This is a genomic window from Roseivirga ehrenbergii, from assembly GCF_001593005.1.
GTDB lineage: Bacteria > Bacteroidota > Bacteroidia > Cytophagales > Cyclobacteriaceae > Roseivirga > Roseivirga ehrenbergii.
The window spans coordinates 622,101-642,094 of sequence record NZ_LQZQ01000045.1 but is presented as its reverse complement, the minus strand read 5'-3'; the positions used below and the strand labels follow the sequence as shown (position 1 = coordinate 642,094).

Below are 19,994 nucleotides of genomic sequence, written 5' to 3'. Positions count from 1 at the left end.
ATGAAACTCACCAATACTCAATTGCAGAATTTTATCGGCAGAATAAAACTAAAGAGGGACAACATGCCGAAATATAAAGGTCAGATAGAGAACCTCGTTTCTAAACTGGAGGACAAAATTAAGAATGATGACAGCACTGGCTTGAGAGTAACTAGAGTTCTTCGAGCAGGTTCTTGGAAGAAAGGCACAATATTACGACCAACAGGAGATTTTCCCATTGATATAGATCTCGTATTTTTCATAAAGGGTGATGAGACTGTGAAGAATGACGTACAAAAATTGCACGACTTCGTGGTAGACTACTTAGAAAGCATCTATCCATCAAAGGATATATATAGAGATGTAGATGCATCTGGAAATACCAAGTCTATTAAGATTAAATTCTCTGGAACTGGGTTGGAGGTTGATATTGTACCAGTAGTGCCATTGAGTTCTCCAGAGGGCTATGTTTGGCAACCTGAACGTGGTGGTAAGGGCAAATACATAACTAGTGTCGATGGGCAATTGGAGTTTGCAAAAGAGAGGAAAAATGCCAACAGCAGTTTTACTTCAGTTGTAAGAGCAGTAAAATGGTGGAGAAATTACAAAGAACTTGATGTCTTGAAATCCTTTTCTGTAGAGCTAATTGTATCACACTTGGACCTGACAAAAGGAGTTGAAACAAATATTGAAGAGGCTTTGATTAGGTTTTTTGAGTTTGCTAGTTCTGAGAAGTTAAAGGAGCTCAATTTTATAGGGGCTATCAATACTATACCCTACTATACTACTCCGGTCTATATCGCAGATCCGACAAATAACGAAAACAGTACAACCAACAAGATAACAGAGTCTGATTGGAACGAGATTCAAGAAGAGGCTGAAGAAGCCTATGAAACTCTAACTCTAGCGCAAGCGAGGGGTACTATGGGAGATGCTATTTCTGAGTGGAAGTCTATTTTTGGACCACATTTTAACATTACAGAAGAATGAGTTACGGAACACATACAGCGACCTATACTGTGGTCGACATTAGAAAAACATTTGAAAATTTTGTCGCTGACGTTAGAATGATTGCTAGAAAGACTAACAAGTGGACACAAATCTACGTGGAGGATATCTGTCATGATATCGTGAAATTAGCAGAGCTGAAATACCTTGATAAGGTTGATATAACATTGTTAGACAAAAATAATAAAGCGGTTCAAGCGGTGAGATATAACGTTGCCATGGATGGAAGAACAATGAAAGGTGATCGTGCAGGGAAAAATTATTGGCCAGATACACCGGATACAAGACTCAACGCAATAGTGTTTTATAGCAGTAGTTGGCATAGACTTACTGAAGAACAAAAAGAGCAAATATATATAGACCATGGATTCAAAATTGACTGGACTAATTCATCAATTGACACTAGCTACAGTCATCTTAGAGCAGATTCTGCACAGACTTACGGAAGCAAGGGCTATGAGCTAAGCAAAACTAATTTTAACTAATATGTCTGACAAAGTATTTGATAACATCTTAGAGTTACCTAATTCTCAGATTAAAGAGAAAGCAGAAACATTAGTCGGTTTCGAGCAAAAATTTAACCGTATCCATAATAATTTGAGGCTTCTTCTAGACAAAGAGGGATTAGAGTCGTGGAGACAAAAATTTCACATGGGAAGTCTTCCAGCCGTTGATTATCTTGTAGATAAGTATCCATTAATAATATTTGAGGGAGATGTTGGTACTGGTAAGACGGCCTCTGCCGAGGCGCTTGCAGATAGAATGACCCGAGAGCTCGGCAAACAAGGGTTTTTCTTGAGGTTAAGTACAAGAGTAAGAGGTGAAGGATTACATGGTGAAATGGGTAACCTCGTAAACGATGCTTTTGCCGAACTCATCACTCAAGCAGGTAAAAGGAGGTTAGCATTTTTACTAATAGATGAGGCAGACGCGATTGCCACAACAAGGAGTACTCATCAGATGCATCAAGAAGAAAAGGCGGGTGTTAATACCCTTATTCAAAAAATAGATGAGATAAGAAGCTTAAATGGAAGAGCCATTGTCATTATGTCAACTAATCGACTACATTTTCTTGATGAAGCCATTATTAGAAGAGCTGCTATTGTGGTGAAATTTGAAAGACCAACGGATGATGAAAGAAAAGAATTGATTGAAAAAGACCTAGATGGTGCAGATTTGAGTACGGAAGAAATAAAAAGTATTGTAGAACTCACTGGCCCTAATGAAAATGAGGGTATTGGCTTCTCTTTTTCCGACCTCAGATTGCGACTTTTCCCAGAATCTATTGCTGCTGCATTCCCTAGTTCACCATTAAATTATGATATAGTCCGTGAAACTTTAAATCATATTAAACCTAGCCCAGTTATAAAATGAGTTCTAAATCTAACAGATATGTTATAATAGCTTTAATAGCCATAATCTATCTTTTGGCAATGGCAACTTTCTTTGAAGATGAAGCTCAATCGAACTTTTGGTTAACTGTTTCCGTGGCTTTAACAATAAGTATTCTTGCTCCTTTAATAGCTTGGTTTATAGATGGTTTACTTCAGAATATTAAAAGATTCAGACTATGGTTTCTTACTAAAATATGGCATCGAAGAAGTTTAATACGCTTTTCGATGTCATACATATACCGTATCAGAGTTAGTGACAAATATTTGCTAGTTAAAAATTCAAAGTGGAATTTTTATCAGCCAGTGGGGGGGGTATATAAAGTATTGCCTGGAGAAATGTCAAGGCTTCAAGAAAAATACAATGTTGAACTGGATAAGAAATTACCAACAAATGGGGAGAAGCGAGATGATTTGAGATTAATGGTGCCTGCCTCAAAAGCTCTAGAATTCTTAGACTGGTTCGACTCAGGTAAGGGTAGAGAGATTTCTCATTGGCGTGAATTCTGTGAAGAGTTAGTGAGAAATGAGGTGCTAGAGTTTAAAGTGTTCCCACATGTGAATTATAGATATGCTGGTTATGTTCAGACTCCTCTTAAGAAGTCTGAAAAACTCGGGTGTCTAGAGATCCTAAAGTATGAAGTATATGATCTTCTACCCTCTAATGAACAAGAGATGGCACTTATAGAATTATTGAAAAAAGGAGACACTGACTATATAAAGTGGGCTGATGAAATAATAATTAATAATCTCGGTTTTAGTCAAGTTGATAGAAATGAACCTTATGATATAGGAGCGCATACAAAATGGACTATGAATATGAAATATTCTAAATGAGTGTAAGTGGTTTTTTAGTTTTAATGCCCCTATTGTATGTTCTCTAGACCCTTAACCCTTTTCCTCCTCACCAAAACCACCGCGCCAATAATCATCAAAAGGGCACCACTGCTGCAAGCGGCATCAACAATGCGCTTACAACTTATTCTTATTTAAATAGGTCTTTAGGGCTTCGCGGTAACTGCTGCCCACAGGTATTTCAGTGTTGTTAATCAGTACGCAGCTGCCATTGTACTGGCTTATTTTAGTTAAGGGTACAATATATGATTTATGGATTCTTATAAATTGATAGGGGCTTAGCGTTTCTTCAATTGACTTAAGGGTTTTTAAAGCCAAGCAATGATTTTTCCCAACTACAATTTTAGCGTAATCTTTCAGCCCTTCTATATAGTCGATGTCTTTCACTAAAATTTTCACAAATTCATCACCTTCTTTTATAAAAAAGGAGGGCGATTGCGGGGCTTGATACTCATGGTTTTGCAAACCTTCAAAGCGAGAAATGGCTTTGGCAAAGCGTTCGAAAGAGATAGGTTTCAATAAGTAATCAACCACCTCCAAATCAAAACTTTCTACGGCATATTCGCTAAAAGAAGTAGTGATGATAAACTTGGTATTGGCCTTGGAAAGTTTGACCAGTTCAATACCGGAAATTTCGGGCATGGCAATGTCGGTAAAGACAAGGTCTATTTTAGGGGCTTCTTTTAAAAAGTTAAAAGCTTCTACCGAATCGGTAAATGTATGGATGACCTCAAAATTAGAAAACCGCTTTAAATGGTGTGCTATAACGTCAATCGCCAAAGGTTCATCATCAATGATTATGGTTTTATACAACTTCATTTAAGCTAAAGTTAATTTAAGTTTTGTGGTATAGGCATCTTCAGTATGAGTGGTTTTTAAACCCGAACTATTGGGGTATAGCAGCGCTAAACGTTGTTTTAAGTTTTCAAGCCCTTTTCCCTGTCTATTGCTTTCCTGAAAATGCTGTTGCTCAAATACACTATTTTCTACTGTAAACAGAAGCTCATCCTGTTCAATAGTGACAGTAATATTCACAAATGCACCTTTGGCATTGGTATAAAAACCATGCTTGAATGCATTTTCTACCAAAACAATTAAGAGGAAAGGTTCAATCCATTTTTCATTATCAGCAGCCTTATTGATACTCAGGTTAATCCGTGCATCGTTCCCAAACCTGATTTTTTCAATGGCTATGTATTTCTGAATAAAGTCTAACTCTTTACTCAGTGGTACCTTATTCAAATGCGTTTCATCGGTCAAATAACGCATCATACTCGATAATTTTAGGATATACTCTGAGGTATCGGGATGGTTTTTTAGGGATAAACTGTAGAGTGAATTAAATGCGTTGAATAAAAAATGAGGGTGCAATTGGTTCCGCAATAACTGAGCTTTGGCTTGGTTCAGTTCATCTTCCAGTTGCTTATAACGACTAAAAAGCTCTAAGCGATTTACGAAATAGATGAGTAAGTAATACAAAAGCGCATGCCCCAAAAAGCTAGTGAAAAACTCAAAGGTCTGTTCAAAACTAAGCTCATCATATATTCTATAATTTTTCAGAGCTGCCAATAACACTAGGGGAATAATGAGGGCACTGGCCAAGCCAATTTTTTTCAAAAGGCTACGGAATTTTAAACTGTAATAATATAAGACATAGGCGCTTGAAGCGAATAGGAGATTCTCTAGCGCATCGCTTGTCCAAAAGAAAAGCCAATCGTCTGGTATTAAGAAGTAAGCGCTTCTTATCAGTTGAAGAATCACGATTGAGATTAAAATCACATTAAAAATGACTTTAATCTTTCGTATGGTCTTAAGCGATAGTGGAAACATATGGGTATGTAGTAAGTACCTGTAAAGATATAGAATTCAAATTCTGCTAAGTCGGTTAGAAAGCTAGGTTCATCTGTGCAGACCCCATGTTTGTCTATCTCATTTTTATTGAAGCTCAAATAAAAATACGTTTGATCGTAAATCACTAAAATATCGAAAATGAGATTCTATGTTATTCTAATCGCTTTGAGCTTTAATGCACTGGTGGTTTTTGGTCAAAAACTAGCGTTGGAAAAGGCATCGCCCTTCACTGCCATAAAGTGGGAAGAAGGCCAGCCTATCGTTCGATTCGATAATGAGTGGTATCATTTTGAAAAGTTGGACCACCTGAAAAAAGAGGAGATTATAGCGTTTAGTAAAAGTGAATTTGGGGGTAAATGGCAAAAGCGGTTTTCTGAAGACCTTGTGGAAGTATTGCAAGGCCTTGGTTATAAACCCAATGCAAAAGTTGAATTAGTGCTGTCTAGAAATGGTAATTCGAAAACATACACAGGCACATTTACTTTGGCCAATAGACAGCAAGTACTTCGATACAATGCCAGTGCCGAACAAGCCAATCGGCCTCAGAAAATCACGAATAAACAAGCCATTGAAGATTTACAGCAGTTTGAGGAAATATTGGAGTCTAAATCATCTTACGCTCAGATTTCGGGTTACGACTATAAGGCGGCCATAAAAGAATTATCAAGCTCAATTGTCAGTAAAAAAGAGACGATAGATATTGATGAGTTAGCGCACGAAATGGCAAAAATCATGGCCAAAATAGGAGATAGACATTCCTCAATAAAGAACGAGTCATTCGATAGTCGTGGGCATGAAAGCTATAATTTAAGACTTCCTTTTGGGCTAACTACCATAGATGGAAAGTTGGTCGCGACAAAGCAGCGTTTGACTGAAAAAGGCTACACCTACTATGATCAGCATTACCCATACCTGAAAAGTATCAATGAAGTTTCAGTAGAAACGCTGATCAACAGCTTTAACTATAAAGCGGCCAAAGCACCGATGGCGGCAAAAAATACATTGGGAGCACTGGCCATTGAGAGGTACGGAGAATTGCTTTTTAAAAACAACCTAGAAAGTACAAGTAATGTAAAAGTAGTTTTCACTGATGGTACAAACGAAAGGACTGAAACCTTTCAATTAACAAATGAGCATAAAGGCTACAGGTCTATACTAAGCGAAGAACATGCTAAACATAGTGAGCAGGTAGCGAATGGAAAACTTGATGGGCTAAGCAAAATATTAGGGCAAAACATTGGGTACATCAATCTTCCGGAAATGTACCATTATGATGATGTAGAAGGTTTAAAGGACTTTATCCAAAACAAGATTATTAGCTTTTCAAATACCAAAGCACTCATTATTGATGTCAGAAATAACCCTGGAGGTGTTAGAGACATTCTGCAAACGGTGGCAAGCTATGTGGTGCAACCCACACAGTCGCCTTGGGTAGCTAATGTAGCTTATCTGAGAACTGACAAACCCTTGAATGCAGACGAGGAATCAATGAATGGACGCTACCTGTACAGTTATCACTCTGAGAAATTTACAGACCGTGACCGACAAGCCATTGATAAGTTTAATCAGAGCTTTCAACCTGGAAAGACAGTAGACAGCTCTAAGTTTAGTGCTCCGTTTTATATGGTTTTGCGTAGTGGAGATTATACCTATACTCAGCCTGTTTATATTTTGGTAAACGAGAGTAGTTTTAGTGCAGCAAGCGTCTTTGCGAGTGTGTTTAAAGGTTTACCAAATGTTAAAATCGTTGGAGAAACAACCGATGGTTCAAGCGGAAATTCACAGGTATTGTACTTGAAGAACTCAGCAATCCGCATCAAGGTATCGACCATGCTGTCTTTTCAGAGAAATGGAAAAACCTTAGATGGAAATGGCACCGTTCCCGATATTGTTATTCCAGCAGATGAAGCGCAGGTATTGAAGGGTGAGGATTCTCAACTAAATAAGCTGATTCAAATAATAAGACAGGGTTAATGAGTTTTAGATTTCCTTCTCGCTAAAACCACTGCACCAATAATTATTAAAAGTGTGCCTATACTGAAGAGCATAATCAAATAGGACATATTGCGCTGGATCACCACGAAGTCGGCAATGCCAGCGGCTTCAAATAACCATTCGTCTGCCAACACAGTAGCAATATTAGGGCTGCCCATTTCCATAATGATAATCCCGTTTTTAGCCATTAAATCAATGCGGGCCGCTGTATTTACGGTCGGTCTATTGCTGTTGCCGTCATGGCCAATCACATAAGAATCTTCAGCGTTTTGGCTATACAAATGAGGCCCCATGCCATAGACGCCCAAATTACCAATAAAGGTTTCCGCTTGTGTCATTTGTGTGATGGTCTCAGACTTCAATACTGGGTTCGGGTTGATATTGGCCATTAAGAACTTGGTTAAATCTGCCGCAGAAGTATACAGCGAGGCAGCAGCCAATGAAGCAAACTTGTAAGGAGCAGAAACAGTACCATCAGATTTATAAAGGGTGGCCAATTCAAGGTCAGGGCGTACTTCTAAATCAAAGGTAGAATTGTTCATTCCTAGCGGTTTAAAAACCGTCTCTGTCATGTAGTCTTGAAAAGATTGGCCTGATACTTCTTCAATCAGCAATTGTAATAGGGTATAGCCGCCTCCAGAATACAGGTATTGCGTTCCGGGTGCTATGCCCACTTTGGTCACGCCATCTGAATAGCCCGCATCAGTCGCCTTTGTAAGCGACTCTTCGAGGCTTTGCACTGTTTCATCGGGTCCAAAACCTTCATAGCCCAAATCGTCTACCAAACCAGCAGAGTGGGAGAGTAGCCTGCGCACGGTTACTTTATTATTGTCAAAGTCGCTGGTAGGTAAATGCCAACGGGTTAAATATTCGTCCACTGGTTTGTCCAAATCCAATTGCCCATTTTGCACGAGTGACATAATCCCCCAAGAGGTAACCCATTTACTGACCGATGCCATTTGAAAAACGGTGTTTTCATGCACTGGCTTATCCTCTGAATGGAAGAACTGCTCCGCTACTTTTCCATTCTCCACCAAAACCATAGCCATATTACCAACAAACTCCTTGTCAATTTTTGCTTTGGTAGCTTCTATAAAAGCTTCAGGACTTCCGTTTTTAGAAAGGCTTTTTAAAATGAAACCATCGGAAATACCATAGATGATAAAAGCAGCCCAAAGGATGATGGCAAGTAAGGTAAGGGCAATGTATTTGAAGGTTCTCATGCGTAGTGTTTTGGTTGTTTTTCGGTTGAGACGGGAAGTTGCAGAAAACATCCCGACCGAACAACTAATTCAATAGTTAATTGAGATTTGTTTGATTCTGCAAATACAATTCACAGGTCCAACACTATACAACAAAAACCAAACAACAAATATCAAACCTTTTCACTTCCATACACTGAGCTCTGAGCACTGATCCCCAATTCAATACACCCATTCCACAACTCATTACAACTCCAGTGTTAACGAGTGTTAATTAGTTGTACATAAGTGAAAGATATATTTCTTTTATATTTGTGTAAGTAATAAAACTTAAGCCATACACATGAAAGGAACATACCTCGGAGAATTTGAAGAACTGGTGCTACTTACCGTAGGTGCCCTTTATCCAGAAGCCTATGGGGTAGGCATTATGGATGAAATTGCCAAAGAGACAGGTCGATCGGTAAATATCAGTGCCATTCATTCTGCCTTAAGGCGCTTGGATGAAAAGGGTTTTGTTAAATCTGAAATGGGCGGGTCTACCAACGAAAGGGGAGGCCGCAGAAAGCGCATTTTCGAACTCACTGCCTTTGGTAAAAAGGCTTTGGACGAAGTGCAAGAACAGCGCATGAGCTTGTACAACCGCATTCCCAATATCTCATTCAGCAGTTAATGAAAGAACAACAATCCATAAGGCCACCACGCTGGGTATTTCGCTTCCTCACTTTCTTCTGCAAAGAAGAATTTCTGGAAGAAATCAGTGGCGACTTAGAAGAAATCTATCATGTCAACTATCGAGCGCATGGAAAACGAAGTGCCAATTGGCGCTATGCCTGGAATGTGCTGCGCTTTTTCAAGTGGTCCAATATCAAGAAAACAACAAGGTTCAACTCAAATATTGTAACAATGACACGCAACAACTTTAAAATTGCCGCAAGGGTACTTTGGCGGCAGAAGGTAAATACCCTATTAAATGTAACCGGAATCTCCATTGGCATCGCCTGCTTTTTGCTCATTTCACTTTATGTAAAGCAGGAAATAAGCTTCGATCAATTTCATGAAAAAGGAGATAGAATTTACCGCACCTGGACTTTAGAAGATTACGGTGGCGACCAACAGTTCTTTTACACCAACTCGCCACTTCCTTTAGAAAAGGCGCTGGAAGATCATATTCCAGACATAGAAATGGCAGTGCAATACAACCGCAATAACTTTTTGGTGGGTGAAGATAACGCAAGAATTAATGAGACGATTGCTATAGCCAGTCCAGAATTCTTCGAGATGTTTTCATTTCCTATTGTAAATGGAAATCAGAAAAACCCATTGGCAGATAGAACTTCCATCGTAATTAGCGAGGCTTATGCGACCAAGTATTTTGGCAACAAAACGCCCATCGGTGAACCGATTTCGGTACTCATGAATGGAGAAAATCGAATATTCAATGTGTCGGCCATTATGCAAGACTTGCCCAAGAATACAGGCTTTAGTTTTGACATGATGATTTCGAATGCAAATGATGAGCTACTGTATGAAAAACGGGCTTTACAAGCTTGGTTTCATGTTTCGCCAGAGACATTTGTGCTAGTCAAAGAGAATTCTACACTGAAAGCGGTTGAAGAAAAACTTCCTGCAATGATAAAAACGGTGTTGGGTGATAGGATGGAAGAGGGTGAATATACTTTGGGCTTGCAACCCCTCACCGACATCCACTTAAACCCTGATTTCCCTTTGGGTAATATGCCGGTTGGCAATCCTAAATATGTATATGTGCTTGGAGCCATTGGCTTGTTGGTGTTACTTATTGCTTGCATTAACTACACCACGCTTTCTATGGGGCAGTCTATGAAGCGCGCCAAAGAAGTTGGGGTAAGAAAAGTAGTAGGCGCACAGAAATCAGGCTTGGTTTGGCAGTATTTATCGGAAAGTGTCCTGATCACCTTTATTGCCATGGTGATTGGTTTGGTAGTGGCCTATTTGCTCTTGCCGCTTTTCAACAATTTGGCTAACACAAATTTGGTAATGCCCTTCGATTTCGAGTCGCTTTGGGTGTATTTGGTAATGGCTTTGGGTATCGGTTTGGCTACAGGAGCTTATCCTGCATTGGTGCTTTCCAGCCTTAAATTAACCAATGTACTGAGGGGTGGTCAATCTAGCATGGGCGGAAAAAACGTTTTACGTAAATCACTTTTGGTCTTTCAGCTACTGCTTACGGTATTTTTGATTTCGAGTACTTTGATTATGAAAAAGCAGCTCAATTATATTCAGAACGAAGATTTGGGTTTTAACCGTGAGGCCATGGTGTCGGTGGCTTTATATCCAGACCCTGAAGGGCAGGGTTTAGGCGATAATTTTACATCAGGCTTTAAGAACGGTCAGTTATTGAAAACTAAGTTGGAGGCCAACCCTGATGTATCGGATGTAGCCATGGGGAGCCATATTTTTGGTTCGAATGGATGGATGAAAGTGGGCTTTAACGATAACAATGATGCTTTTAAGCAATTCAACTTATTGGTGGTTGACCCTTATTATATCTCCAGTTTTGAAATTCAAATGAAGGAAGGTAGAGACTTTGACCCTGCTCTGGATTTAGACAAGCGAGAATCGATTATTCTCAACCAAGCAGCAGTTGACTATTTCGGTTTAACCGAACCCATTGGAAAGAAAATACCAGGAGAAGGATTCGGTAATCATACCATAATTGGCGTTACCGAAGATTTTAATTTTGAATCGCTGCATAGTGAGGTTCGCCCCTTAGTGATTACGCAAAACGATCAAACGATTTTTTCTGGCATCAACGACATCAGTATCAACGATTCACCCACCCCAAAATTGGTTTTCAAGTACAATGGAACAAGTCTTTTGGAAGTGAAATCTATCTTAGACCAGGCTTGGGCTTCCACTTTTCCCAACGAAGAATTGAGGTTCGATTTTATAGATGAGAAGTTACGTCTGATGTATCAGGATGAAGCAAGGGTAAATAAAATTGTCGGTATTGCTACGGTATTAAGTATACTGATTGCCAGTATTGGGCTATTGGGCCTTACTATTCTGATTGTGAATACCAAAGTAAAAGAGATTGGAATCCGGAAAATCTTGGGCGCTTCACCTGTTAAAATCTTCGCAATGCTGTTCAGTGATTTCTCTTGGCAGTTGATGATCGCTATAGTATTGTCGGTGCCGCTTACCTGGTATTTAATGAGCAATTGGCTCAAAGACTTTGCTTACCAAATCAATATAGGGGTAGATATGTTTTTATTAAGCGGGATTTTGGCTTTTGCCTTAACCACATTGGTGATTAGTTATCATGCCATTAGAGCAGCCAAATCGAACCCGGTAAAGGCTTTGAGAACGGAATAATCAAGACAGATGTATTTATCATTACAATGGACTTCCTGGAAAGAGAAGTCCATTATTTTTTACATGAAGAAAGGTTGAATTGATTGGTTTCCGTTGTTCACATTGAAAATGTCCTATTAATAGCGAGAACATAATGCACCAAATAATATTTTCCACTGATGTAAATTGCACTTATAAATCAGTGGTGAATTTCGGTTCTTGTAATAACATGCAAAATGTGTCTCGTCCTATTTTTACTTTTTATTGAGCTTTCATCTTGTACATTCAATTACAAAACCTCTAACCTAAATATTATGAATAAGCAATTCTCGATCATTTTAGCCACCTGCTTTGTTCTGGCTTTTTCTACTGGCTGTAAAACCAATGAATATGGTTTTACAAAAAGAGATATTCGAAGTGGGCAGAAGCTAATGGGTATGAACTTCGGGAAAGATGCCATCGATACCATGTATCAGTATTTGGGCAGAAATAAGCGCGGCTATGACACCTTGAGGAAGTACGAAACCCACAACGAAACTTTCCCTGCCATGACTTTCGATCCACATCCTGCTGGTTTTGAAATTCCAAAGGCTCAAGTAAACGCTCCATTTGTTATTCCTGATAACGTAGAATTGCCTGCCAATAAAGAGGAAATAGCCTTTTATAGTATTCCGCAATTGGCTTCGCTGTTAAAGAATAGAAAGATCACTTCCGTAGAACTTACCAAACTCTACATCGACCGAATTAAGCGCTATGATGGGCAGCTCCAAAGTGTGATTAACCTAACGGAAGAACTCGGAATGGCGCAAGCCAAAAAAGCAGATCAGGAAATTGCGGCAGGAAACTACAAAGGAATGTTGCATGGTATTCCTTACGGTGTGAAAGACTTGATGGCGGTAGAAGGTTACCCAACCACTTGGGGAGCGGCTCCTTATGAGCATCAAATGATCGATTACACTTCTAGCGTAGTTAAACAACTAGAAGCCCAAGGAGCGGTGCTAATTGCAAAACTGGTGTCGGGTTCATTGGCTAGGGGAGATGTTTGGTTTGGAGGAAAAACCAAAAACCCTTGGGATTTAAATCAAGGCGCTAGCGGATCGTCTGCAGGGCCCGGTTCGGCTACATCAGCAGGCCTGGTGGCTTTCTCCTTAGGAACGGAAACTTTAGGATCGATTACTTCACCTTCGTCTAGAAACGGAATTACCGGTTTACGACCTACTTATGGAAGGGTGAGCCGCTATGGCGTAATGAGCTTAAGCTGGTCGATGGATAAAATCGGCCCTATGTGTCGTTCGGCAGAAGATTGCGAAATTGTGTTTAATGCCATTTACGGCAAGGATCCAAAAGATCCTACAACCAACACAGCACCTTTCAATCGTTCAACGAAAAAGCCAAGCGAGCTTAAAGTAGCTTATTTAAAAAGAGATATAGATCGAGACTCTTCTGCTACGGGAAATAACATCAGGTCGGCATTGGCTGTTTTTAAAGATATGGGCATTACGCCTACGGCCATCGAACTTCCTTCAGATTACCCCTTCAATGTTTTCGATATTATTTTGCGTTCCGAAGCAGGTGCCTTTTTCGATGATCTAGTGCGCTCTGGTGAGGTAGATCATATGGTAGAGCAAACCACAGGCTCAAGGGCGAATTCGTTGCGACAAGCCCGTTTTATTCCCGCTGTGGAATATTTGCAGGCCAACCGCCAAAGAAGACAATTGATTGAAGAAGTAAATGCCCTTTTTATGCAATATGATGTAATCATTTCGCAAACTTCTCGCGGTAGTCAATTGCTTACCACTAATCTAACCGGACACCCAGTAGTGACAATTCCCACAGGTTTCGACCAAAGAAATCGACCTACTAGTTTGACCTTAATTGGGAATTTATACGATGAGGGAGTGATTTTAGGCTTGGCTAGAGCGTATCAAAATGTGACAGATTTTGACGAAAAGCATCCACCTTTGTTTTCTAAATAATTGCTAATTAGGGTATTAGATTAAACACTTTGACCAAAAGTGAGCAAATTATTGTCAGGATCAAGGATGGCAAACTCTTTTTGTCCCCAAGGTTTTAATTGCAAATGTCCTGCAGGATGTATTTCAATTTTATTGTCTAAGAAAGACTGATAAAGGCCATCAATATCGTTGGTTCTGATATAAACCTGTCCGTAATTTTCTGATGGTTCCAATTCCTTAAACTCGAAAAAATGGATTTCAATATCATCCTTTTTTACCATTAGGTAGCCCTCATAGTTTCCAAATTCGGTAAAACCCAATTTAGAAATATAGAAATCCTGAGTCACACTTTTCATGCGCATCGGAAGCTTAGGGTGTATATTCGTTAACATAATTCACTAGTTTAGAAACGCCTTAAATTAGAACTAAAACCCTATAGCGAAAGTTTGCTCTGCAACTTTAGTTATTGAATTTCTGGATTTACCCATAAATAGCTGTACCAATGCCAATTGCCTTTAGAGTCGGGAATTGTAATGGTAAATAAAGTTCTTCGGGCTTTTAAATCTGTTTGCGGACGGATAGATAGTGCTACATTTCCGTCACGGGTAATTCTCATGGATTTAGCGCATTTACTGCCTTGCACAAAGCATTGCATGGATTCCACAAAAAGGCCATTCTCTTTAAATTCGATAAGTATTTTAGGCTTTTCGGTACTGCCACTATACCCCGTAGAAATGGCTTCGGCATTGGTTACTGCTAATCCTTTCATTTTCATCTTGTCCTTAAACTGATCTACATCTCCGTAAGACTCTGACATGGGAAACCTAGGGAATTGAAACACATCGGAGTATTCTGTGATTACTCCAGAATTTTGAGCAACAGCACCTTTGAAACCCATTTCAGATAATGCAATCTTCATTTCTTCGTCATGTTCACCATAAGGGTATGCAAAAACTTTAGGCGTAAAGTTGAGGTTGGATTTCATCAGGTCTTGACTCTCCTGCACTTCGCTTTTGAAAAAGCTATTTCGTGTTCGTTCGGAAACGCTTAAAAAGAAAGGGTGGCTGTGGCTGTGGTTTCCAATTTCAACACCTGCCTTTTGTGCTTCACGAATATCTTCCCATGACATGTAATCGGTATAACCTATTGATTTTGTGTTGACAAAGAGGGTAGCCTTAAAGCCATATTTCTTTAGCAGTGGAAGTCCGTTTTCGAAAAAGCTTTTATAACCATCGTCAATAGTAATGGCTACCAACTTTCGTTTAGCAGCTGTGCTGTCATTTACTTCGTCTACCACCTCGGAAATGGTGAGAGAAGTATAACCTTGGGCTTTCAAGAATTTCAAATGCTCTTCAAATGTTGCTGTGGCAATATTAGTAGATGGAAATCGGTCGTCTCCAAACCTGTGATACACCAAAGAAGTGACTTCATGCTGAATGTTTTCTTGTGCTAAAATGCTTAGGCTGGTTATTAGAAGTAGGGTTGAGGTTAAAAGGTATTTCATTGAATACTGCCGCTTAAATTGATGTAAGAAGGGTCGATTGTATAGTTGTCGAACTTTGTTAGTTCATTAAACCGAATCATAGCGGAGAGTTCTATAACATACTCTTCCCTTCGTTCGGAATAATGAGACAGATGGGATATTAACTTAAATGGGTCTGAGGTAACAAGTCTTGCTGCTCTAAATTCACGATAAGCATTCACTCTTGCAACTGTCTTTAAATAATCTTCAATAGAATCTGCAAAATCTGCATACTTGCGCAGGTAGATTGTTTCACCATCTCTTTGAAATTTGGCTGCTATTCTAGGCTCATTCGGGCTATATGACCATATTCCAAACATATTATTGGCTTCTTGAAAAACCCTTGAACTTCCCCATCCACTTTCTATTATGGCTTGTGCTAAAATGATACTGTTGGGGTGGGTTACCATTCGGTTCAGTAAAACCGTTTGGTTATCGGTACCAAATTCAGAACACAGATGCTTATAAAAAGTACTGTCCTGTTCGCTCCAGTTCTCTTTTTTGAGCAGGTTCTTTACCTTATTTCTGTTCTGTTCAATTCTATATCTTGCCACTAAAACCGCTGGAAGAACTGCAGAAATAAACTTCTTCTTTTTCTCACTCACATCAAGTGTGTCTATACCTTTGATGTGGGAATACAATAGGGGAGCCACTAGGGAATCTTTCAGAGGAAGGATGTCATCGGGGCTTTGTAGTTCTATATGCTTTACTTCTAAGGTAACGGTATTAGAAACCTCTGGTGTTGAGCAAGAGAAAATCAGAGAACAGAGCAATATGCTAAACGGAAGTGGTGTCTTCAAGTTATACCTTTTGTAGCTTTGAGGCATGGGCCAAAGATATTAAATATTCGTTCTAATACTTTACTTTAAGAAAATGTGCAATCCATATTCGATTTATGCACTATAAATTCCGTAAGCTCCAATCAATCCTAATGTTTTCTACCAATCTGGGAATTTGAATTGACTCAAAAATTGCCTTTAAATATATCTGATATAACTTAGAGCCGTATTAACAGTTCGCATGAAGAAAAGAAATCTAAGGATATTACGAGATTACATTATTGGTTGGGTCATAGCTATTATTTTTTGGGTAGTAATGCGCAGCTATGGTGTAACTCTGAATATTCCGACTACTACTGAGCCAGTTCAAGCTTTACGTTTAGTGATCATATTTGGGCCTTTGGCTGGTATTATGTTTGGCTTAACCCAAATTAAAATTGAGCGCTATTTATATCGAAGGATTCCTCTGTGGAGATTAGAGCTTTTTGGTTTGGTGAGTAATGTGGTCATTATGTCCATTATGTTTATAATGGCTTATTTCATGATCAAATTTACGTTTGGCTTTCATGAGCCTGTTGATTTTTGGCAGTTTATAAGCAACCCTTCGGCAATCTTGGCCTTTTTTTACTCCATCTTTGTCAATTTTATCATGGCCTTGTTAAGGCAAATCAATCTCTCGTTGGGCGATGGTAATTTATGGAAATTACTGAGAGGCGACTTTTATACTCCCCGAGTGGAAAATCGAGTATTCATGTTTATCGACCTCAAGAGTTCTACCACTATAGCCGAAACTCTTGGGCACATTCGATATAGTCAGTTTATACAGGATTGTTTTTTCGATTTACAAGCCATTCATGAATATGGTGCTGAAGTCTACCAATACGTAGGCGATGAGGTGGTGCTAAGTTGGAAGTCGACACCTTCGATGGACTACTTAGTTTGTTTAAAGGCTTTTTGGGCTTTTCAAGATCAACTAAAAAAACGTGAAGCCAATTATATGGCCAAATATGGACTTGTGCCTGTTTTTAAAGCGGGCATCAACGAGGGGGAAGTTAGTGTGGCTGAAGTCGGTGAAATTAAAAGAGAAATCGCATATCATGGAGATACCATGAACATCACATCTCGGATACAAGAGAAATGTAATCAATACGATCGCCTTTTATTGGTTTCAGAATGCTACTATAATAAAATCCGACATCAGACAGGTTTTAAGCCAGAATTGCTTGGCGAAGAAGAATTGAGAGGTAAGCATGAACTGATAAAAGTTTACTCACTAGAAAGGGCCTAAAAAGCCACTATCAACTTATGGAAAATACTAAAGCCAATATTTCAGAGAAGTTCTCCAAGTTTTCAGCCCATTGGATCCCCAAAATAATAGGAGAGCTCAATGGTCAATTAGTTAAATTGGCCAAACTGAAGGATGATTTTGTTTGGCACAGCCATGAAAACGAAGACGAAATGTTTTTGGTGTGGAAGGGCACTTTGATCATGGAGTTTAGAGATAGAACAGAAACGATCAATGAAGGTGAAATGATTGTTGTTCCGAAAGGAGTAGAGCACAACCCACGCACAGAAAACGGAGAAGAGGTTTGGGTAATGCTTTTTGAACCTGCCGCTACACAACATACGGGTGAAGTGCAGCATGAGCGTACACACAACGATCAGGAATGGATTTGAACCATTTTCAGTCTCTTAACGTCCTGTTAGGTATTCAAGATTGAAAGCATTTATTTTGCAAGCAGAAAAATACACTATGAAGCTATCGGTAGTTGTTACGGTTTACAACGAAGAAGACAATGTTATTCCCCTTTGTCAGAAAGAATACGAAGCCCTAGAAGGCATTGATTACGAGTTGATTTTAGTAGATGACGGTTCTACTGATGATACCGTAAAAAACATCAAATCTTTTGCAAACAATCGCACCAAGCTTTTGATTTTCAATAAGAACCATGGTCAAAGTACTGCCATGTCTGCTGGTATTGATATGGCACAAGGCGAATACATCGTAACCATGGATGGTGATTTGCAAAACGACCCTGCTGATATTCCTACCATGCTTGCCAAACTAGAAGAAGGTGAATTTGATGTAGTGGCTGGTGTGCGTGCCAATCGTCAAGATGGTTTTGTGTTGCGTAAGTTTCCGAGTAAAATAGCCAACTGGATGATCCGAAACCTGACGGATGTTCGTCTTTCAGATTATGGTTGTTCATTAAGAATTTATAAAAAGGACATCGCCAAAAACCTTGGTCTTTATGGTGAATTACACCGCTTTATCCCTGTTTTAGCTAAACTTCAAGGCGCTAAAATGACCGAGGTAAATGTAAATCACCACGCACGAATTCACGGAGAATCTAAATACGGTATCAATCGAACATTCAAAGTAATGGCCGATTTGATGTTGATGATCTTCTTCCAAAAGTACTTCAGAAAGCCAATGCACCTTTTTGGTGGTTTAGGAATTTTGACTTTCAGTATTGGTATGCTAATTAATATTTATCTACTGGTGGTAAAGTTTGGTTACGGTGAAGATATTTGGGGCAGGCCATTATTGTTGTTAGGAGCCATTCTATTACTTGGCGGTATACAGTTTATAACTGTAGGAATAATTGCTGAACTGATGATGCGCACCTATTATGAGTCGCAAGACAAGAAAGTCTATCGTTTAAAAGAAGTCTTTGTTGGACAAGCAGAAGCGTAATAAATGGCTTAAGCTAGCCGCCCAATTGGTGATAGCCGTAGTTGCTATTTACTTTGTAATTGGCGAAATCGACTTAGAAGAGTATAAGAACCGACTTTTAGGGGTGGATATTGGCTGGCTTGTTTTGGCCGTTTTAGCATTTAACTTATCCAAACTAATAGCGGCATTTAGGCTCAATCATTTCTTTCGCGCTATTCAACTTGATTTAAATACCCAATTTAACCTCAAGTTATATTATGTGGGAATGCTCTATAATCAGGTTTTCCCCGGAGGAATTGGGGGAGATGGCTATAAAGTGTACTTGCTCAATAAACGTTTTAAATCACCCGTTAAAGGCCTAATTGCAGCTACACTTCTCGATCGTATCAGTGGGGTAGTAGCACTTGGTTTCTTAACTTTTCTGATGGCCCTTATTGGCGGAGAGGCCTATGGATTAATGGAAGGCTACGGATTTCTCATTTGGGTGGGACTGATTATCGCTTATCCTTGCTATTACCTTCTTGTTTATTTTCTTTTCCCAACCTTTAAGAAGGTAAACCATATTACGAATCTACAGGCTTTAATTTCGCAATTATTGCAGGTGCTATGTGCGTTTTTCATGTTGAAAAGTCTGAGCGTTACCGATGGTTATTTAGACTACTTCACGCTCTTTTTGACTTCCTCTGTAGCTGCCGCATTTCCCATATCATTACCCGGTGGGCTTGGTGTACGAGAAGGCCTAATGGTTTTGGGAGCCGCTCCTGATCTCTTTAACTTAGATAAGAATGCGGCATTGGCTTTTGCCTCGCTATTTTTCCTGATAACGCTATTTAGCTCGCTCATTGGACTAATTTACTTGCGTCAGGTAAAATCTATTGAGGCAAAAAGCAAAGGCAATTAATAATTCAAAACCATTACTCTGGCTTTTCCTACTGTGTCAACTGTAACAATGAATATTTTACTGTATTCACTTTCATCCAGCTGTTCGAACTTCTTTTCGCCTAAAAGATAATTGACTAGACTAGGAACAGTGTTAGAATGACCAGACACTAAAACAGTTTTTCCTTTGTAGTTCTTTACTATATCATCAGCAAAACTATTTTGGCTAGGGTTATATTCTTGAATTTCAAGTCCAAGTTGGGAGGCTAGAGGAACTACTGTTTCTCTGGTTCTTTTATAAGGTGAGGAATAGATCGCTGTAACTTCAGCCGATGATAGCATGTGATGTAGCTTTTCAGCCCTTAACTTACCTTCTTCATTTAATGATGGGTCGCGTGGGTCATCCGTTCCTTTTTCAGCATGACGAACAAGAATAAAGGTGGTAGAAGGGGTTTCTTCTACAACTTGTACTTCAGTAGTTGACTGCTCGGAGGAACATCCTGAAAAGCAAAAAATGAATAAGGCAACGAGTAAAAAATTTTTCATGGTCTGATTATTATTTCAA

At 39.3% G+C, this 19,994-nt stretch carries 19 protein-coding genes; 12 read left to right on the top strand and 7 right to left on the bottom strand.

The window, feature by feature from the left end:
• From MB14_RS13015 to MB14_RS13000, 4 genes are read left to right on the top strand one after another with little or no spacing between them, the layout of a single operon-like run.
• Nucleotides 1–969 carry a CBASS oligonucleotide cyclase gene (locus tag MB14_RS13015; RefSeq protein ID WP_062592245.1) on the top strand — a complete coding sequence of 323 codons (969 nt, stop codon included), beginning with the start codon at nt 1–3 and terminating at the stop codon, nt 967–969.
• Nucleotides 966–1,472 carry an HORMA-1 domain-containing protein gene (locus tag MB14_RS13010; RefSeq protein ID WP_062592243.1) on the top strand — a complete coding sequence of 169 codons (507 nt, stop codon included), beginning with the start codon at nt 966–968 and terminating at the stop codon, nt 1,470–1,472. Before MB14_RS13015 ends, MB14_RS13010 begins: the two co-directional genes overlap by 4 nt.
• Before the next feature lies 1 nt (nt 1,473).
• Entirely contained in the window at nt 1,474–2,361 is an 888-nt protein-coding gene (locus MB14_RS13005) for an ATP-binding protein (protein WP_062592240.1), read from the top strand.
• Nucleotides 2,358–3,215 (top strand): SMODS-associated NUDIX domain-containing protein, encoded by an 858-nt coding sequence (locus MB14_RS13000; RefSeq protein WP_062592238.1) that lies wholly within the window; start codon nt 2,358–2,360, stop codon nt 3,213–3,215. The genes MB14_RS13005 and MB14_RS13000 overlap by 4 nt, the downstream gene beginning before the upstream one ends.
• A 135-nt stretch (nt 3,216–3,350) precedes the next feature.
• On the opposite strand, the gene MB14_RS12995 is transcribed toward MB14_RS13000, so the two are convergent.
• Both MB14_RS12995 and MB14_RS12990 read right to left on the bottom strand, forming a co-directional pair.
• Entirely contained in the window at nt 3,351–4,052 is a 702-nt protein-coding gene (locus MB14_RS12995; RefSeq protein WP_062592237.1) for a LytR/AlgR family response regulator transcription factor, read from the bottom strand.
• Nucleotides 4,053–5,012, bottom strand: coding sequence for a sensor histidine kinase (locus MB14_RS12990; RefSeq protein WP_172796113.1), 960 nt, complete (start codon nt 5,010–5,012; stop codon nt 4,053–4,055).
• Between the two features lie 210 nt (nt 5,013–5,222).
• Between MB14_RS12990 and MB14_RS12985 the strand changes: the two genes are divergently transcribed.
• Nucleotides 5,223–7,058, top strand: a complete 1,836-nt coding sequence (locus tag MB14_RS12985; RefSeq protein WP_062592233.1) for a S41 family peptidase — start codon at nt 5,223–5,225, stop codon at nt 7,056–7,058.
• Here the strand turns inward: MB14_RS12985 and MB14_RS12980 are convergent.
• Complete coding sequence (locus MB14_RS12980) at nt 7,055–8,302, bottom strand: serine hydrolase domain-containing protein (protein ID WP_062592756.1); 1,248 nt, start codon at nt 8,300–8,302, stop codon at nt 7,055–7,057. The genes MB14_RS12985 and MB14_RS12980 overlap by 4 nt on opposite strands.
• 322 nt (nt 8,303–8,624) lie before the next feature.
• Here MB14_RS12980 and MB14_RS12975 point away from each other — a divergent pair, with 322 nt between their 5' ends.
• The 3 genes from MB14_RS12975 to MB14_RS12965 all read left to right on the top strand — a co-directional run bounded on the left by MB14_RS12975 (nt 8,625) and on the right by MB14_RS12965 (nt 13,593).
• Nucleotides 8,625–8,954 carry a PadR family transcriptional regulator gene (locus tag MB14_RS12975; RefSeq protein WP_053222624.1) on the top strand — a complete coding sequence of 110 codons (330 nt, stop codon included), beginning with the start codon at nt 8,625–8,627 and terminating at the stop codon, nt 8,952–8,954.
• On the top strand, nt 8,954–11,638 hold the full coding sequence (locus tag MB14_RS12970; protein ID WP_062592231.1) for an ABC transporter permease: 2,685 nt from the start codon (nt 8,954–8,956) through the stop codon (nt 11,636–11,638). Before MB14_RS12975 ends, MB14_RS12970 begins: the two co-directional genes overlap by 1 nt.
• A gap of 293 nt (nt 11,639–11,931) precedes the next feature.
• Nucleotides 11,932–13,593 carry an amidase gene (locus MB14_RS12965; protein WP_062592229.1) on the top strand — a complete coding sequence of 554 codons (1,662 nt, stop codon included), beginning with the start codon at nt 11,932–11,934 and terminating at the stop codon, nt 13,591–13,593.
• Nucleotides 13,594–13,613: 20 nt separating this feature from the next.
• On the opposite strand, the gene MB14_RS12960 is transcribed toward MB14_RS12965, so the two are convergent.
• The 3 genes from MB14_RS12960 to MB14_RS12950 all read right to left on the bottom strand — a co-directional run bounded on the left by MB14_RS12960 (nt 13,614) and on the right by MB14_RS12950 (nt 15,894).
• Nucleotides 13,614–13,964, bottom strand: coding sequence for a bleomycin resistance protein (locus tag MB14_RS12960; RefSeq protein WP_062592227.1), 351 nt, complete (start codon nt 13,962–13,964; stop codon nt 13,614–13,616).
• Between the two features lie 71 nt (nt 13,965–14,035).
• Complete coding sequence (locus tag MB14_RS12955) at nt 14,036–15,076, bottom strand: polysaccharide deacetylase family protein (protein ID WP_062592225.1); 1,041 nt, start codon at nt 15,074–15,076, stop codon at nt 14,036–14,038.
• The gene (locus MB14_RS12950; protein ID WP_157716591.1) at nt 15,073–15,894 is read right to left on the bottom strand and encodes a glucosaminidase domain-containing protein; all 822 of its coding nucleotides are present in this window, start codon (nt 15,892–15,894) and stop codon (nt 15,073–15,075) included. The genes MB14_RS12955 and MB14_RS12950 overlap by 4 nt, the downstream gene beginning before the upstream one ends.
• Before the next feature lie 220 nt (nt 15,895–16,114).
• On the opposite strand from MB14_RS12950, the gene MB14_RS12945 reads away from it, so the two are divergent.
• From MB14_RS12945 to MB14_RS12930, 4 genes are all read left to right on the top strand, one after another.
• Nucleotides 16,115–17,161, top strand: a complete 1,047-nt coding sequence (locus MB14_RS12945; RefSeq protein ID WP_084376073.1) for an adenylate/guanylate cyclase domain-containing protein — start codon at nt 16,115–16,117, stop codon at nt 17,159–17,161.
• 17 nt (nt 17,162–17,178) lie between these two features.
• Entirely contained in the window at nt 17,179–17,550 is a 372-nt protein-coding gene (locus MB14_RS12940; RefSeq protein ID WP_062592218.1) for a cupin domain-containing protein, read from the top strand.
• A 76-nt stretch (nt 17,551–17,626) separates the two neighbouring features.
• Nucleotides 17,627–18,571, top strand: a complete 945-nt coding sequence (locus tag MB14_RS12935; RefSeq protein WP_062592754.1) for a glycosyltransferase family 2 protein — start codon at nt 17,627–17,629, stop codon at nt 18,569–18,571.
• Nucleotides 18,552–19,451: a lysylphosphatidylglycerol synthase transmembrane domain-containing protein gene (locus MB14_RS12930; RefSeq protein WP_062592216.1), complete on the top strand. Its 900-nt coding sequence runs from the start codon at nt 18,552–18,554 to the stop codon at nt 19,449–19,451. The genes MB14_RS12935 and MB14_RS12930 overlap by 20 nt, the downstream gene beginning before the upstream one ends.
• Here MB14_RS12930 and MB14_RS12925 read toward each other — a convergent pair.
• The gene (locus MB14_RS12925) at nt 19,448–19,975 is read right to left on the bottom strand and encodes a SixA phosphatase family protein (RefSeq protein WP_062592214.1); all 528 of its coding nucleotides are present in this window, start codon (nt 19,973–19,975) and stop codon (nt 19,448–19,450) included. The two genes, MB14_RS12930 and MB14_RS12925, sit on opposite strands and share 4 nt — an antisense overlap.
• Nucleotides 19,976–19,994: the final 19 nt, after the last annotated feature.